Annotated in this window: 20 protein-coding genes; 13 read left to right on the forward strand and 7 right to left on the reverse strand. The window is 52.2% G+C overall.

Going from position 1 to position 15,450, the window contains the following annotated elements:
• Positions 1-133: 133 nt before the first annotated feature.
• The 9 genes from ccmA to DHN43_RS11335 all read left to right on the forward strand — a co-directional run bounded on the left by ccmA (position 134) and on the right by DHN43_RS11335 (position 6,780).
• Positions 134-838: a heme ABC exporter ATP-binding protein CcmA gene (ccmA, locus tag DHN43_RS11290; RefSeq protein WP_108818758.1), complete on the forward strand. Its 705-nt coding sequence runs from the start codon at positions 134-136 to the stop codon at positions 836-838.
• An 11-nt stretch (positions 839-849) separates the two neighbouring features.
• Entirely contained in the window at positions 850-1,509 is a 660-nt protein-coding gene (gene ccmB / locus DHN43_RS11295) for a heme exporter protein CcmB (protein ID WP_181951980.1), read from the forward strand.
• Positions 1,510-1,687: 178 nt separating this feature from the next.
• Complete coding sequence (locus DHN43_RS11300) at positions 1,688-2,467, forward strand: heme ABC transporter permease (RefSeq protein ID WP_057464678.1); 780 nt, start codon at positions 1,688-1,690, stop codon at positions 2,465-2,467.
• 5 nt (positions 2,468-2,472) lie between these two features.
• Entirely contained in the window at positions 2,473-2,703 is a 231-nt protein-coding gene (gene ccmD / locus DHN43_RS11305; RefSeq protein ID WP_057464679.1) for a heme exporter protein CcmD, read from the forward strand.
• Positions 2,704-2,708: 5 nt separating this feature from the next.
• Entirely contained in the window at positions 2,709-3,302 is a 594-nt protein-coding gene (locus DHN43_RS11310) for a DsbE family thiol:disulfide interchange protein (RefSeq protein ID WP_057464680.1), read from the forward strand.
• 122 nt (positions 3,303-3,424) lie between these two features.
• Positions 3,425-4,168, forward strand: coding sequence for a DUF1223 domain-containing protein (locus tag DHN43_RS11315; protein WP_057464681.1), 744 nt, complete (start codon positions 3,425-3,427; stop codon positions 4,166-4,168).
• A gap of 168 nt (positions 4,169-4,336) precedes the next feature.
• Positions 4,337-5,224: a cation diffusion facilitator family transporter gene (locus DHN43_RS11320; protein WP_057464725.1), complete on the forward strand. Its 888-nt coding sequence runs from the start codon at positions 4,337-4,339 to the stop codon at positions 5,222-5,224.
• Between the two features lie 224 nt (positions 5,225-5,448).
• Complete coding sequence (locus tag DHN43_RS11330) at positions 5,449-6,267, forward strand: carbohydrate ABC transporter permease (protein ID WP_108818759.1); 819 nt, start codon at positions 5,449-5,451, stop codon at positions 6,265-6,267.
• A gap of 138 nt (positions 6,268-6,405) precedes the next feature.
• Positions 6,406-6,780 (forward strand): hypothetical protein, encoded by a 375-nt coding sequence (locus DHN43_RS11335; protein ID WP_208995225.1) that lies wholly within the window; start codon positions 6,406-6,408, stop codon positions 6,778-6,780.
• 76 nt (positions 6,781-6,856) lie between these two features.
• Here DHN43_RS11335 and DHN43_RS11340 read toward each other — a convergent pair whose 3' ends face one another.
• The 4 genes from DHN43_RS11340 to DHN43_RS11355 all read right to left on the reverse strand — a co-directional run bounded on the left by DHN43_RS11340 (position 6,857) and on the right by DHN43_RS11355 (position 10,202).
• On the reverse strand, positions 6,857-7,222 hold the full coding sequence (locus DHN43_RS11340) for a YybH family protein (RefSeq protein ID WP_063299781.1): 366 nt from the start codon (positions 7,220-7,222) through the stop codon (positions 6,857-6,859).
• Positions 7,223-7,586: 364 nt separating this feature from the next.
• Positions 7,587-8,903 (reverse strand): ammonium transporter, encoded by a 1,317-nt coding sequence (locus DHN43_RS11345; RefSeq protein ID WP_108818647.1) that lies wholly within the window; start codon positions 8,901-8,903, stop codon positions 7,587-7,589.
• A gap of 22 nt (positions 8,904-8,925) precedes the next feature.
• On the reverse strand, positions 8,926-9,264 hold the full coding sequence (locus DHN43_RS11350) for a P-II family nitrogen regulator (RefSeq protein ID WP_057464729.1): 339 nt from the start codon (positions 9,262-9,264) through the stop codon (positions 8,926-8,928).
• Positions 9,265-9,629: 365 nt separating this feature from the next.
• Positions 9,630-10,202 carry a DUF924 family protein gene (locus tag DHN43_RS11355; RefSeq protein ID WP_063291275.1) on the reverse strand — a complete coding sequence of 191 codons (573 nt, stop codon included), beginning with the start codon at positions 10,200-10,202 and terminating at the stop codon, positions 9,630-9,632.
• Between the two features lie 94 nt (positions 10,203-10,296).
• Here DHN43_RS11355 and DHN43_RS11360 point away from each other — a divergent pair, with 94 nt between their 5' ends.
• Positions 10,297-10,521 carry a sulfurtransferase TusA family protein gene (locus DHN43_RS11360; protein ID WP_057464685.1) on the forward strand — a complete coding sequence of 75 codons (225 nt, stop codon included), beginning with the start codon at positions 10,297-10,299 and terminating at the stop codon, positions 10,519-10,521.
• Positions 10,522-10,542: 21 nt separating this feature from the next.
• Here the strand turns inward: DHN43_RS11360 and DHN43_RS11365 are convergent, their stop codons facing one another.
• The gene (locus tag DHN43_RS11365) at positions 10,543-10,836 is read right to left on the reverse strand and encodes a 4a-hydroxytetrahydrobiopterin dehydratase (protein ID WP_063286159.1); all 294 of its coding nucleotides are present in this window, start codon (positions 10,834-10,836) and stop codon (positions 10,543-10,545) included.
• 155 nt (positions 10,837-10,991) lie between these two features.
• Between DHN43_RS11365 and DHN43_RS11370 the strand changes: the two genes are divergently transcribed.
• Positions 10,992-11,477 carry a low molecular weight protein-tyrosine-phosphatase gene (locus DHN43_RS11370; RefSeq protein ID WP_063299773.1) on the forward strand — a complete coding sequence of 162 codons (486 nt, stop codon included), beginning with the start codon at positions 10,992-10,994 and terminating at the stop codon, positions 11,475-11,477.
• 68 nt (positions 11,478-11,545) lie between these two features.
• Here DHN43_RS11370 and DHN43_RS11375 read toward each other — a convergent pair whose 3' ends face one another.
• The gene (locus DHN43_RS11375; RefSeq protein WP_108818648.1) at positions 11,546-12,385 is read right to left on the reverse strand and encodes a phosphatase PAP2 family protein; all 840 of its coding nucleotides are present in this window, start codon (positions 12,383-12,385) and stop codon (positions 11,546-11,548) included.
• Positions 12,386-12,595: 210 nt separating this feature from the next.
• Here DHN43_RS11375 and DHN43_RS11380 point away from each other — a divergent pair, with 210 nt between their 5' ends.
• Complete coding sequence (locus DHN43_RS11380; protein WP_108818649.1) at positions 12,596-13,198, forward strand: 2-hydroxychromene-2-carboxylate isomerase; 603 nt, start codon at positions 12,596-12,598, stop codon at positions 13,196-13,198.
• Here DHN43_RS11380 and DHN43_RS11385 read toward each other — a convergent pair.
• Positions 13,195-14,322, reverse strand: a complete 1,128-nt coding sequence (locus DHN43_RS11385) for an ATP-binding response regulator (RefSeq protein ID WP_108818650.1) — start codon at positions 14,320-14,322, stop codon at positions 13,195-13,197. The two genes, DHN43_RS11380 and DHN43_RS11385, sit on opposite strands and share 4 nt — an antisense overlap.
• Positions 14,323-14,486: 164 nt before the next feature.
• Between DHN43_RS11385 and DHN43_RS11390 the strand changes: the two genes are divergently transcribed.
• Positions 14,487-15,449 carry an AEC family transporter gene (locus DHN43_RS11390; RefSeq protein WP_057464690.1) on the forward strand — a complete coding sequence of 321 codons (963 nt, stop codon included), beginning with the start codon at positions 14,487-14,489 and terminating at the stop codon, positions 15,447-15,449.
• Position 15,450: the final 1 nt, after the last annotated feature.

A 15,450-nucleotide genomic window follows, 5' to 3' on the forward strand; every position in this document is an offset into this window, starting at 1 on the left:
ACGGGATCATGCAAACTGCTTTAATTCTTTGTTGGAGCGTATCTTATCCGGAAATCGGATCCACTTTCGGGATACGCCGTCAGTTTGGTAAGCAGTGTGAGCTGCTGTGGTGGTTTCGGGCGCGATGAACCAATTGAAGTTAGTCTGTCAGGGTGTTGCATGTGATCGCGGTGGCCGCAGAGTTTTGAACCATGTCGACTTTGAAGTTGGTTCAAGCGAAGCTCTGATTGTCCAGGGTCCCAATGGTGTCGGTAAATCCAGTCTGCTGCGCGTGATTGCAGGACTGGTTGCGAAAGCGAACGGCACGATTGAGCTGGAAGGTGGCATGCCCGAGCGCTCCGTTGCCGAGCATTCGCACTATTTCGGGCACCTTGATGCATTGAAGCCGCTGCAATCCGTCCTTGAAAACCTGAGTTTCTGGCGTGATTTCTTTGAGCCTGCTGCTTTTGGTGGCGGCAAAGTACGTGAGAGCATGAGCGAGCTGGAAGCGCTGGATACTCTTGGTATCGCGCATACTGCCAGTTTGCCTGCAGGGTACCTGAGTGCCGGACAGCGCCGACGCCTTTCGGTGGCGCGCTTGCTGGTGGTGCCGCGTCCAATCTGGTTGCTTGATGAGCCGACATCCGCGCTTGATAAAGCCTCTGAAGAAGTGTTGCTGGGGTTGATTGCCGATCACATCCACGCTGGTGGCCTTGTGATTGCTGCGACGCACCTACCGCTCAACCTGCCAAACACCAAGTTCCTCAATCTGTCGCCTGTGACGACCGAGAGTGAGCATATGTTTGCTGGAGCGGATCTGGACGATTATTTCGACGAAGACGAGCAGGACGAGGGCTGACCATGAGTTGGATGAAGAGTCTTTTTGTCCGTGAATACCAATTGGCGAACCGCGTTGGTGGTGGTGCACTGATCGGTGTTCTGTTCTTTCTGGCTGTGGTGACGATCTTTCCGTTCGGTGTTGGACCGGACATGATCCTGCTGTCCCGCATTGGCGCTGCTATCCTCTGGATTGGCGCATTGCTTTCGACTTTGCTGGGGTTGGATCGCCTGTTTCAGGCTGATCGCGAGGATGGAAGCCTCGAACTTCTGGTGATGTCCGGGCGTTCGCTTGAGCTGGTTGTGTTGATTAAATGTGCTGCCCATTGGGCGGCGACGGGTCTGCCGCTGGTGTTGGCGACGCCGGTTTTGTCTCTGTTTGTAGGTCTGGATTTCCAGAGCATCGTTCTGGTGACCCTGACCTTGCTTGTTGGCGCTCCCGCATTGACGCTTGTTGGTGCGGTTGGTGCTGGCGTTACCGTGTCCATGCGGCGGGGTGGGGTGTTGCTCTCCATTCTGGTTATTCCGCTGGCAATTCCAATCCTGATCTTTGGTGTGAGTGCCGCGACAGCGGGAGCGATCGACTCCAATAACTTCCTCGTTCCGTTCCTGTTTTTGTGTGCCCTGACACTTTTTGGTCTTGTTGTTGGACCTCTTGCAGCAGCTGCAGCGCTTCGCGTTTCTGGTGACTGATGACGGCAGCCGTGAGGCTGCTGAAATTGCCAGAAGCGTTAAGTCTATGTAAAATCGTCTAAAATGGGTGAAATCCCGAAGAAGTGAAGCGTCAAATTGCGCGTAATCAATGACTGTGATGGGTCCGTGACACTATGTACACATTGATGCTTCGTCATTCTCAGTTTAGAACGGCTCTATGACCTTATACGATCTTGCAAACCCAACCCGGTTCCTGAAGCTTGTGAAAGCTGTGCTTCCCTGGCTTATCGTTGCGACGGTCGCTGCGCTTGCAGTTGGCTTGTACTTCGCGTTTTTTGTTGCGCCTGAAGATTATCAGCAAGGCCAGACAGTGCGCATTATGTTTGTGCATGTCCCTGCTGCCCAGCTTGCATTGATGTGTTATGCAATGATGGCACTTTCTTCGATTGGTTCTCTGGTCTGGAAGCATCCGCTGGCTGATGTTTCGGCTAAGGCGTCTGCACCTATTGGTGCTGCATTCACATTCCTGGCTCTGTTTTCCGGCGCTGTCTGGGGTAAGCCAATGTGGGGCACCTTTTGGGTTTGGGACGCAAGATTGACCTCCTTCCTTGTGCTGCTGATTATGTATCTTGGCATTATCGCGCTGTGGAAGGCGATTGAAGATCCTATCAAGGCTGCAAAAGTGAATGCGATCATCACGTTGGTTGGCGTGATCAACGTCATCATCATCAAGTTTTCCGTTGAGTGGTGGAACACACTGCACCAGCCGCCGAGCATTATTCGTGCTGACGGCCCTGCCATTCACTCTTCCATTCTTATCCCGCTTGGTTTGATGGCTTTGGCTTTTGTGCTTTTGTTTGTGACTTTGCATCTGATGAGCATGCGTAACGAGATTATGCGTCGTCGGATCAGAGCAATGCGGATGCGTGCAGCATCTGTTGCTCCGGCTGCGTCCAGCAGCACAGTCACGAAAGCAGCTCCTGCTGGTGCGAGGTAAGGATAATGGATTTTTCAGAGTTTGGTCGTCACGCTGAATATGTGATTGCTGCTTATGCGATGGCTGCACTTGTTATTGCTGTGCTGATTGTCTGGGTGCGCTCAGACAAAACCCAGCTGGATAAAGAAATGCAGGCGTTGGAAGCAAGCGGCATTCGTCGTCGTTCCACGCGCCGCGCTGGTCCTTCTGTCAGCCAGGTGGTCTCTGCAGGTTCTGATGAAAAGAGTGAGAGCTAACAGGAATGGCTAGTGAAATGGACGAGGAAAAGAAATCAGGCATTTCTCCGCTGTTTCTTCTTCCGCTGATTGTTTTTGGTGCTCTTGCGGTTCTGATGGGTTTCATGATGCTGTCCGGCCATGACTCCAAAGAACTTCCATCTGCCTTGATTAACAAGCCGGCACCTGAGTTTGCGCTTCCTCCTGTTAAGGGGCTGGAGCGTGATGGGCAGCAGGTTCCCGGGTTCCAACGCAGTGATCTGCTTGGTCAGGTGACTGTGGTGAACATCTTTGCATCCTGGTGTGCGCCTTGCCGTGCAGAACACAAATACTTGATGGATCTTGCCAAGGACGATCGCTTTGAGATTGCTGGCCTGAACTACAAGGACACGGATGTTAAGGCGAACCGGTTCCTTGCTGAGCTGGGCAATCCTTATGATCGCGTTGGGTTTGACACTGGCCGGGCTGGCATTGAATGGGGCGTTTACGGGGTTCCTGAGACGTTCATCGTCGATGAGAAGGCTCAGATCCGCTATAAGTTTATCGGACCTTTGAGTGCCGCCAGTTATCGAGATGTCTTCTTACCAGAACTTGAAAAAGTGCTGACTGAGTCCAAATAGAAGCAGTGCCCCTGATGCCTTCGGTTTTCAGGGGCTCACTGTGATGTGATTCTACAGTTATCTGGTTATTGTTTAGGTTAGCGCTGCATCAGCGATGACTTGAACAATTGCGAAGGGCCGAAATGCGGTGGTTTTCTGTAAATAGATTGACGGGTGTTATTCTCGCAGCGGGAATTGGTTTTGCGACCTCTCTCTCAGCTCAGGCGGAAACACCAAAGGCTGTGGTTGAGCTGTTTACCAGCCAGGGCTGCTCGTCATGTCCACCTGCGGACCAGTTTCTGGAGGAGCTTGTCTCAGACCAGAAGGATGTGGTCACCCTCTCTTACCACGTAGATTATTGGGATTACTTCGGTTGGAAGGACACTTTGGGTTCGCCTGTGTTCACTCAGCGCCAGAAGGATTATGCCAAGAGCCGTGGTGATGCGCAGATCTATACGCCTCAGGTTGTTGTGAATGGTCGTGGGCATATGGTTGGCAGTGATCGTGGTTCTGTGAAGAATGCGATCCGCAAATCTTCTGGCATGAGCGTTCAGGTTGAGGCGATGCTTGATGACAATGCGCTTGAAGTTCAGCTCTCTGGTTCTTTGAAACAGCCAGATAAGAAGGCTGACGTTTATCTTCTTGGAATTGACAAGGAAGCAGTTGTAGAGATTCAGCGCGGTGAAAACGCTGGCACAACGCAGACTTATAAGAACGTGGTGCGCAGTATCATGCCGATTGGCATGTGGTCTGGTACTGCTGAAGTGTTCCGTTTGCCACGGACCGCTTTGAAGATGTTCGATTCCAAGAACTGGGCTGTTTTGGTTCAGACAAACTCCGGTGAGATGCCAGGCGAAATCATTGGTGCAGCTTTTTACGACAAGTAGAATTGGCTGATAAATTGCGAGTGATTTTCATTTGCAAACATTGAGTGCAAATAAGCATAAAAACTGGCTGTTTGACCCTGTTCCATTGTTTAATATGCCACTGAAACCTGATAGAGGACGATAACTTTCTAAGCAGTCGTCGAGTTTGAATTAGGGTGGATGTGGCACATGGACCAGAGCATGCGCTTTGCGCTGGGCAGCATCGTCATTGGCATACTGGTATTTACTCTTAAATACTTTGCCTTTGCGTTGACTGGCTCCATTGCGTTCTATTCCGACGCTCTTGAAACCTCCATCAATATTGCGAGTGCTTCTGCTGCTGCCGGGGCCTTGTATCTGGCGCGCAAACCTGCTGATCAGAACCATCCCTATGGACACTACAAGGCAGAGTATTTTGCTGCTGTTCTTGAGGGTGTTCTGATTGTTCTGGCGGCAATCCTGATCCTGCGTAAAGCCTATATGGGTTTGACAGAGCCGTATGAGCTTGAGGTCAATTTTCAGGGTATTGCGCTGAACTTCCTATCTTCCGTTATCAACCTGTTCTGGGCAATGGCCTTGATGCGCATTGGTAGAGCACATCGCTCACCTGCGCTGCAGGCGGATGCCCGACATATCATGACGGATGTTTATACATCTCTCGGTGTGTTTGTTGGTATCGCTGCTGTGTGGGCAACAGGCTGGCAGATGTTTGATCCGATCCTTGCGGGGATTGTTGCGGTCAACATCATGTGGTCCGGTTGGAAGCTGGTGCGTGAATCTGTTGGTGGCCTGATGGATGAGGCGGCTCCTGAAGAGGAGCAGGAGGAAATCCGGGCGTTGATCTCCAAGTTTGGAGATGGTGCGCTGGAGGCTCATGACTTGCGGACCCGCCATGCTGGACATGTGACGTTTGTTGATTTTCATCTGGTGGTGCCGGGTGAGATGAGCGTTCTGGATGCCCATGCGATTTGCGATCGTATTGAGGAAGGCATCGCAGAAAAGATGCCGGGCGCACGTGTGACCATCCATGTTGAGCCGGAAAATCACGCCAAGCATTCAGGAATTGTGGTTTTATAGGCACTTAGAGAGCTTGAAACCTGGACTGCGTAGTTCTACGGTGTTTCCGTTGTTGCTGCGTTCTGTTGGTCTGGCTGCCTTTTGTCTTCTCTCTGGAACGATCCTTTAAAGCAGTTTGCCCGGAAACGGGGCCACTCCTACTGCTTTCAGTGTTGTTGATTGCGTCTTTGTCTTCGAAAACCATGCTTCGTGGTGGGGGACTGCGCTTCGTTTCTGAGATGAATATGCCCCGCAAACATTTCTTTGATCACCTTATTCTGCTTATCGGCGTGTTTTTGATCGTCGGACCCGTGATCGTGATCGCTTTCTCTTCAACGCACTCTGGCGCTACGCTTGGTCAGGATGGCCTCCAGTTTCTGCCGGGGCCATATGGGGTGGAGGTGTATAGCCGGGCGCTGTTTGAAGGGCGTGGGTTTACTGGCGGTGTCACTGGTATAACCATGGCGTTGAACTCGCTCTATCTGGCTGCAGGGTTTGCGCTGGCGAAAGTGGCTGTTTCTCTTTTGGCGGCGTATGCGCTGGTGTTCTTTCGGGTGCGCTTTGGCACGTTCTTTTTCTGGGTGATCCTTTGCAGTTTGCTGCTGCCTTTGGAATCCCGATTTCTGCCAACATATGCTGTGACCAGCAAGCTTGGGCTCGTGAATTCCTATCCGGGTTTGATGTTGCCACTGCTGGCTTCAGCGGTTGGGACATTCTTCTTCCGCCAGTTTTTTCTGGGAGTGCCGGCTGAGCTTTCTGAAGCTGCGCGGATTGATGGGGCTGGGCCGATTAAGTTTCTGAAAGATGTTCTGGTACCTGCGTCTGCGCCGATGATTGCAGCACTTGGCCTGCTGATGTTTGTGCAGGGATGGAACCAGTATCTGTGGCCTGTGATGGTTTCCAGCGAAGAGACCAGAATGACTTTGGTACAGGGACTTAGCTTGGTTGGACGCACAAGCCCGCAAGGGTTGGCACTTGCTGTGCTGGCTATGTTGCCGCCGATCCTGCTTGTCGTCTTCTGTCAGAAAGCCTTTGTGAAAGGGCTGACAGACGGGCGTCAGTGATCGCTGATAAATCTCAAAGAGACCATAATTTCTGTCTCCTTTGAGACAGCACCACTTTGCGACCTTGCTACTTCTATGTGGGTTACAGGTATCTTGCGAGCTTTGCTCCAGATGCATCTCACAGAAGAAGGTCTCGGAATGATATTGCGTGGTTTTAAAGCACTTGCTGTTGTTGTCTCAATTGGTTTTGCTGGATGGGTCTCTCAAAGCCCTGCTTATGCATGGGGCGAGTTAAGCTGTTCGGATCTGAATGCGACTATCTCTGACATCGATGATATTTCCGATGAAGTCTTCTTTGAAGGTGGTGTGCGTGCTGGATCAGGCGCAGATGGTGTTCTGGGGCATTTGATTGACGTAGGCCGTCTGCTCAGTGAACTGGAAGACGATGGTAAGCTGGACCGTGCGGTTGACCGCCTGGAAGATGCGTGGATCGATGAGGACTGGAGCGGCTACTCCTTTGCTCTGGATGATATCGCGGACCGTCTGGACTACTTTTATTATCGCGACTGCTGAGCAATTGTCTCAGCTGTAGAGCGATGCGACCAAGTCCGGCCATGTGCCGGGCTTTTTTGTGTGCCGTATTGCGCTGTCAAGATGCGGCGCTGAAGTAGTCTTCTCTGAGCAACGCCGTGCCGTCTGATTGCAGAACCCAAAGTTCTTTTGAGATGTTGCCGTGGGCTTTGTTCATCTTCCAGTCGGAAGAAAGGATTGCGGAGCTTTCGCCTGAAGCGACGATTTTGGGGTTGATGTATTCGATTTTTGAGAAGCCTTCCCGAATGAGCATTTGCCAGAACTCGAGAATTTCGGCTCGTCCGTGATAGGTGCCAAACGGTTTGGCCTCCATAACAGCGTTTGCCTCATAGCAGTTAGCGCAGCCTTGAGCATCACCCGCATTGAACGCGTTCTGCCACTTCTGACTGGCTTCTTTAACCGCTGCTTCCAATTCACTGTTCATCATCGGACTCCAAAGCTCGGGCGCTTGCGCCTCTTTGTTTGGACATAGGATGAAGAGCGAATCTTGATTAGAAATGGACGTATATGGCATTCCTGAAAGTACCACCTATGAAAGGTGAAGTCCGTCTTTCAAATGTGGTAGGCGGATTTGAACCGACTAGTAAGCTGGGGTATCAACTTTCCTAAGCTTTTGGGTTGCTTTGATTTTGTAGTATTTAGCGTTTGAGCACAGAGCTATCTATTGAGAGAAATTGATAGGCTGGCAAATGCTGCCAAAGAAAAAGCCCGGCGGTGGTTGCCGGGCTTTGTAATTTCATATTTTAGTTCTGGGAGAGTGTTTTGATCCTCCCAGAATTGGCGCAAGCTTAGAGGCGCTGGGAGCCGGTTCCGAATTCCGGATAGGCTTCGACACCAATCTCCGCTTTGTCGAGGCCCATGGCTTCATCTTCTTCTGTGACACGCAGGCCGACCACAAGCTGGATTGCGTACCAGACAATGGTGGAGGCAACGAAGGTGAAGATACCGACGGCTGCAACGCCGATGAACTGGGTGACGTATGACGCGTCAGAGTTGGACAGTGGCACGATGAGAGTGCCCCAGATGCCAGCCAGCAGGTGAACCGGGATTGCGCCGACTACATCGTCGATTTTCAGCTTGTCAAGCATTGGAACTGCGAAGACGACGATTGCCCCACCGACGCCGCCAATGATGACGGATTGAAGTACGCTTGGGGCCAGCGGTTCAGCGGTAATGGAAACAAGACCAGCCAATGCACCGTTCAGAGCCATGGTGACATCGACCTTCTTGTAGAGGGCCTGTGTCAGAGCAATTGCGGTAACCACGCCCCCCGCAGCAGCCATATTGGTGTTTGCGAAGATGCGGGAAATGTCTGTAACGTCACCAATGGTGCCCATTGCGAGCTGGGACGCGCCGTTGAAGCCAAACCAACCGAGCCACAGAATGAAGGTGCCCAGAGTTGCCAGCGGCATGGAGGAGCCAGGCATTACGTAGACCTGACCGTTTTTACCGTACTTGCCTTTACGCGCGCCAAGGATGATTGCGCCAGAAAGAGCTGCCCAGCCACCAACGGAGTGGACGAGAGTGGAACCAGCAAAGTCAGCAAAGCCCATTTCTGAGAGCCAGCCTGCGCCCCACTGCCAGGAGCCGGTGATTGGATAAAGAACGCCTGTGAGAATGACAACGAAGATCAGGAAAGCCCAAAGCTTGATGCGCTCTGCCATGGTGCCGGACACGATGGAGGCTGTTGTGGCGCAAAAGACCATCTGGAAAAACCAGTCGGACGCCGTTGAGTAGCCGGTGTCCAGTGCGTCGCCGCCGACAGGATCAAACGAGTAGGGGCCAAAGGAGCCCATGAAGCCGCCATCAACGCCAGTGTACATGAGGTTGTAGCCGGTGATCCAGAACATCAGACCTGCGATGGAGTAGAGGGCGATGTTCTTGAGGCACTGCATGGAAACGTTCTTGGTGCGGACGAGACCAGCTTCCAGCATGGCGAAGCCTGCAGCCATCCACATCACCAGAAATCCGCCAATCAGGAAGAGCAGGGTGTTGAAGATGTAGGCGGTGTCGACAGCCAGAGCGTACTTTTCTTCTGCCATGACTGGACCTGCGGAAAGTGCCAGGAGTGAGCCTGCAGCAACAAGGGTGGAGGCGCGTTTCATATTCTTTGTCCCCTTCATTTCATTATATTGCTTCTGCGTCGGCTTCGCCGGTGCGAATGCGGACAACTTGATCAATGGAGTAGACGAAGATTTTGCCGTCACCGATCTGGCCGGTCTTTGCTGCGCTGCCTATGGCTTCGACAACTTTGTCTGCCATGTCTGTTGCAACTGCGACTTCGACCTTTAGTTTTGGGAGGAAGGTGACGGCGTATTCTGTGCCGCGGTAGATTTCGGTGTGCCCCTTCTGTCGGCCATAGCCTTTGACTTCGGTTACCGTGAGCCCTTGGATGCCTAAAGTGGTGAGTGCGTCGCGCACTTCATCCAACTTAAAGGGCTTGATGATTGCCATAATGATTTTCATGTCAGATTCCCGTTCCCCTCTCTCATCGATCGCGCCGTAAAGAGTTCTGGAGACCTCTTTGGGACCGGGAAAGTTGCCAGTTATCTGGTCGTTCTCAGAATGCCCGGCCGGCACGCTTGCCTCCTCTCCTTCAAGGAGCGTGCCAGTTTTGAGAAATATCGATTTTTACGTAGATTCCGCGTGGGGAAGATGTTGGAATAATCTCGAAAATTCAGCGGCTTGTTTGAAATTAAATTTTCTTGAGGAGGGGCCGATCTTGCGGAGTTGCGCAGAATGTGGCTGTCACTAAAATAGGCAGAGCCATAAATTGACTCTGCCTATTTTTTGGTCATGCGTGATGTGTGGCTAATTTTTAGCCAAGATGCTTATGCTCTGAAACCTCCAGAGGCGAGGAACTTGGTCTCTTCTGGCGTTGAGGTTCGACCGAGCACTTCGTTGCGGTGAGGGAACCGGCCAAACCGGCGGATCACGTCCATATGGATCAGCGCATAATGGTAGGTGTCCTGATCGCCAAGGCCGCGGAACAAGTCCACGCTCAAATCCTGCATGTCCATCTCTTCTGAATGCTCAAATGGCAAGAAAAAGAACATGCGATAGCCCATAGGAAAGGCGGTATGGAAGTTCTTGTTCAATGATTCAAGAGCGACTTTTACAGCTTTGGGATCGGATGCAAATGCTTTTGAGGAGCCGCGGTAGATGTTGCGCGGGAATTGGTCGAGCAGCAAAAGGAGGGCCAAAGTGCCGTGAGGCGTCGCTGTCCAGGTGTCGTAATCTCCGCGATTGGCGGCTTCTACGTCGGCTTCAAAGTTCTCACGAATTTCCTGATCGAACGCTTCGCCGCCGTTGAACCATTTGGGGCCGCCTGCCGTCCACCAGAAGTCCAGAATCTCAAGCGCATTGCTGGTCTCTGTTTTTCCGTCCAGTTCCATCGTCGCCATGGTCTACTCCCCAATATTCACTTTACTGTTGCGCAAAGTTCCGTTAGCCCAGCATTAAACACAGTGCCACACTCGAGTACCTGGTGAAACATTGGTGGAAGATTCAAATATTTTGGACCTGAGAGGTCTCAACTGCCCACTGCCGGTGATGAAGACGCGCAAGCATCTTAAGCGTATGGCAAAAGGCGAGCAGCTTGTTGTGAAAGCTACTGATCCAATGTCTGCAATCGATATTCCACATATGTGCCAGCAAGACGGCCATGTGCTGATTGAGAATAAGATGGTAGGTGACGTGCGTCAGTTCAAGATTGAATGCTGATTGCACTCTTCCTGAAGATGATTAAGCGTCGCAAAGTCGGTCCAGTTTGCGGGCAAGCTTGAAATCCAGCTCGGTTAGCCCACCTGCATCATGGGTGGTAAGTAACACATCCACTTTGTTGTAGGTGTTCGTCCATGTAGGATGGTGGTTCATCTTTTCTGCCAGAATTGCAGCGCTGGCCATGAAGCCAAATGCGCGTGCAAAGGACCGGAAGGTGAACGTGCGTTCTATCGCGTTGCCATCTTCAGACAAGGTCCAATGCGGTAATTCTGCGAGGGCAAATTCTTTTGCGGTAGAGGTCAACAGCTCGGGCACAAGACCACCTTTGGTTTTGTTGCAAGGGGTGTCTTAGATTTAGTAGGTTTTTCTGACTCGCAAAATCCATGGATATTTGAGTAGATCAGCGCGAAAGTCTGGAGCAAAGATTTCGGCTGGGTTAAATATTCGGGCAGTCAGATTTGGAGGGAGCAGTGGTCTTGTTGCAGCGTCGTGTACTGTTTGTGTGTCTTGGCAATATTTGTCGTAGTCCGTTGGCAGAGGGTGTCTTCCGTCATCATGTCAAACAAGCTGGGCTGGAAGAGCAGATTTATGTGGACTCCGCGGGAACTGCGAACTGGCACAGTGGCAAAAAACCGGATATCCGCAGCATCCAGACAGCGCAAAAGCATGGCGTTGATATTTCTAAACAAGAAGCGCGCCAGCTGGTTGATGAGGATTTCGAGAAGTTTCATTACATCATTGCGATGGATGCCAGCAATCTAGCGAACATCCAGTCCAAAGCGCCGTATCTGCATACAGCAAATGTGCGCTTGCTGCTTCAGGATGAGCAGAAGGATGTGCCTGATCCGTATTACGGAGCGAATGAAGGCTTTGATGAGGTGTACGATCTGGTGAGCAATGGGACTTACAATCTGCTTCAGGAGATCCGCGAGGAGATGGAGCCGACCGAGATCTAGGCTCTTTGCAGGATATTGAAGAAAAGCTCCGCAGTTGGTTGCGGAGCTTTTTTTGCTTTTCGGACTGACTATTTGAATTTGCGCAGGAAGCTTTTGCTGCTTTGTGCGCACCAGCAGGCAGTGCGGCCAAGTTTGGCACGCAGCCAGTTGCCACCTTTGGTGAAGGAGGTGTCCAGGTTAGTTGGCTGGGCCCATGTTGGCGTGCGCTGGTACAGGTAGTGATAGACGCCCACAACTACGAGCATGGTGATGCCCCAGGAGAGCAGGGTGTCTGAAAAGAAGTGCCCGCCGAAAGCCACACGGTTGGCGGATAGGAAAAAGACCAATGCCCCGATGGCTGTTGCCAGAGGAATACGCCAGGCTTTGGGGGCGATAAAGACCAGCACGAACAACCAGATGGATGCTGATGCTTCACCGGATACAAACGAGCAGTTACTATCACAATGGTTAGTAGGTTGCCACACGCCGATGAATGGCAGGTCTCCGCCGAAGATTTCCGTTTCGCGCGGGCGTGGGCGGCCCCACAGGTTCTTAAAGAATGCGTTGACGACGAGGCCCGGTCCGAGAATGAGCGTGGATACGACAAAGATCGGGTGGCGGAGGTCCATCAGCGCTTTTAGCTTTGGAAATGCGAGCTTGAAGAGCATCACAAACAAGGACAGGCCTGCGACCCACTGGAAGATATAGACGCCGAAGTATCGCAGACCGCGCCAAAACGGGTCTTTTGAAACAGGGAAACTGCCTTCACCGTCATAAAAGAAGGTGGAGGCCCAGATATCCAGTCTCGGGAAAAACAAGAAGATTGCTGAGACGACAAGGATATATGTCAGGATTGCCGTGAACGGGCGTTCACCGCAGAAACTAATGATTTTATTTAGGATTGAAGTCTTCGAACCGTCTTTTGCCACGGGAATTCCTGAGTTCGTTCTTTTGGGTTACAAGGCGGTATACTTGTTTTCGAAGGTTGCGCCAATGTGCTGCCTTGAAATTCCATTGGTGCTCAGCAAGATTACGTCTCGCAGTGCCAAACCCCATATAGGGGCCTGCGAGATAAATTCAAATTGTTTCCATTGCCGTAGGTTGGGTCTTACCGGTCTATTGGATCAGAAAGAGAATAAATGCCTCGGCTCGCGTTTTATTATGAATTTGCCAGCCCATACTCCTACCTGACCGCAGCACGTATTGAACAGCTTGCGAAAGACAGGGGCATCGATATTGATTGGCGGCCCTTTCTGTTGGGGCCGATCTTCCGGCGTCAGGGGATAAAGAGCTCTCCATTTTTAGAGAACCCGAAGAAGGGGGCTTATATGTGGCGGGATGTTGCACGTACCGCTGCGAACCTCGGGTTGCCCTGGAAGAAGCCACAGATCTTTCCACAGCACAGCCTGCTTGCCTCTCGTATTGCTTTTGCGGGACGTAAGGAGCCGTGGATCGGTGCGTTTACCCGCGCTGTGTTTCACATGGCTTTTGTGCTGGATGAAGATATCTCCAAGCCAGAGCTAATGATTGCCTTGTTGCGTGAACTGGATCTGGATGCAGATAAGGTCATGCGGCAGGCTGAAACCACTGAGGTCAAGATTGGCTTGCGGGCAGCGGTTGCGGAGGCGGAAGCGCTGGGTGTGTTTGGAGCACCAAGCATGATCACCGAAAAGGGCGATCTTTACTGGGGCAACGACCGCCTTGATGAGGCGTTGGATGCCTCCTTTGTGCGGATTGGTTAGCTTGCCGTCTGAAGCGTACTTTCCAGAAGGCTATAGAGTGCGGATGGATTGATTGGCTTTTCCAGAATCTGCGTGAAGCCTTGTTTGAAGAGTGCCGGGCGGTCTTCTGGGGCGATGCTTGCTGTGATCGCGAAGCAAGCTTTATCTTTGATATGTCCGTTTGCCTGCATCTGAGTGAGAGTTTCCGAGCCGCTCATTTCCGGCATGTTCAAATCCAGAAAGATCAGATCGGACGGTGCTTCTGACTGCACTGCCAGCGCTTGCTTTCCGCTGTTTGCGATGCGCACTGTCAGGCCAAATGATGAGAAGATTGCTGCCAGCAGTTCCCGGTTTGGCTCATTGTCGTCAACCACCAGCACAGAACCAGAAAGCTTGGAGCGCGTCATATTTGGGACTGGAGTTGAAAGCTGTTGTGTCTGCTCGATCTCTTGGATTGGCAAAACGAGCTCAAAACAAGCTGCATGCCCGGTGTTGGTGACGAGCCTCAGGTCTCCCTGATGGTCGCAGGCAAGGTGCCGTGCACTCCAGAGCCCGAGGCCGTGGCCGTCGGACTTACGTTTTGGCGTTGGGGCGGCGTCCAGATGTGAGGCTTGCTCTGGTGTCAGGCCTGGGCCAGCATCCTTGAGCGTTACCACGATGTTGGGTTGATGGTTTGAGAACTTGATATGTGCGCTTAGCGTGATGGTGCCCGTATTGCTGTACAAAATAGCATTATCAACCAGGACTGCGAGAATGCGCTGCAGCTCATCTGACTGGGTTTGGTAGGCTGACATGGCTTCTCGTGACCAGCGGTGGGTGAGGGTGTGACCAGAGCTTGCTGCCTGTGGTGAAAACAAATCTGCAATGTAGGTGAGCTGATCCAAAAGTGATTTTGCTTGAGGCCCTGCCTTGCTTGTTGCATGGCTATGATGCTCAGCCTGTGTGTTTGCACCCAGGATCGCACCAGTCAGCTCCTCAAGCGAATTGATGGCTGTTTGCAGAGTGTTCAGGTGATGTTGCTGCTGATCGCTGAGTGGTTCCTGTGCGATCAGGTCAGAAGCCGTTTTCATGGCAGACAGCGGTGTCTTCAGGTCGTGCACCAGCCTTGCAACATCCTGCTTTGGAGCCGGTTTTGGCGCAGGCATGAGATAACTCCTTGATCAATCCTCGAAGAAGAGCCTAAAACACTGGCAGAAAAAGTTCGCCCAGTTCTGGCAAGGATCCACCGAGATTTTGTTTTTTGCTGCTGCAAGCGCGTATGCTTGCGCTCTGGGAGAGTGCTGTACGGTGGAAAGAGAGCGGACACGGAATGCTGTTTAGTACGCTGCAAGTGGTGTTTCCCATTTTTGCGACAGTGGGTGTGGGCTATGGGTTTGGTTACGCCGGACTGCTGAGCAAGCAGGTTGGCGACAACCTCAGCACCTTCTGTATCACCGTGCTTATTCCGGTTCTGATCTTCCGTACTCTGGCGACATCTGATCTTGCCGGGCTGAGCCCATGGGCGCTGTGGGGCACCTACTACACAGCATTGGCAACCAGTGCTGTGCTGGGCGGCTATATGGTGCGCAAGGTGTTCGGACGGGAAGCAAGGGCTGCCTGTATCGGTGGTTTCTCGGCGGCGTTCTCCAACATGTCGTTGGTCGGTATCCCAGTAATCACCTCAGCATTTGGACAAGAGGCGTTGGTTCCTATCTCGCTGATCATCTCCGTGCATGCACCGTCCGTAACACTGGTGTTTGTGTTGGCGATGGAGCGGGCGGTCGTGGTGGACGGCTATCAGGAAGCACGGCCTTTCAAAGACGTTATGCATTCGCTGTTCACCACGCTGATCAAGAGCCCGCTGGTCATCGCGATTTTGCTGGGTGTGGGCTGGAACTTCTCGGGCTACGAGTTGCCTGTGTTGCTGGATGGTGTGCTGCATCCTCTGGCAAAAGCTGCCAGCCCCGTTGCGCTATTCTCTGTTGGTATGACGCTGCTCAACTATGGTGTGCGTGGAAACATTGCCATTGGCAGCGTGTTGAGTTTACTCAAGATTGTGCTGATGCCAGCGCTGGTGCTGGCTCTGGGTGCTTATGTCTTTCCGCTCTCGCCGCTTTGGGTGGCGGTGGCGACACTGGCGGCGGCCTGCCCAACCGGTGTTGTGGCCTACCTTTATGCCAGCCAGTTTGGAACCGGGCATGCCATGAGTGCGAACTCCATCAGCCTGACGACCATTTTCTCAATAATCACAATGAGCTTCTGGCTTTGGATCTTAAACTTTCTGGGCTACTAAG

It is taken from the genome of Pseudovibrio sp. Alg231-02, from assembly GCF_900143565.1.
GTDB lineage: Bacteria > Pseudomonadota > Alphaproteobacteria > Rhizobiales > Stappiaceae > Pseudovibrio.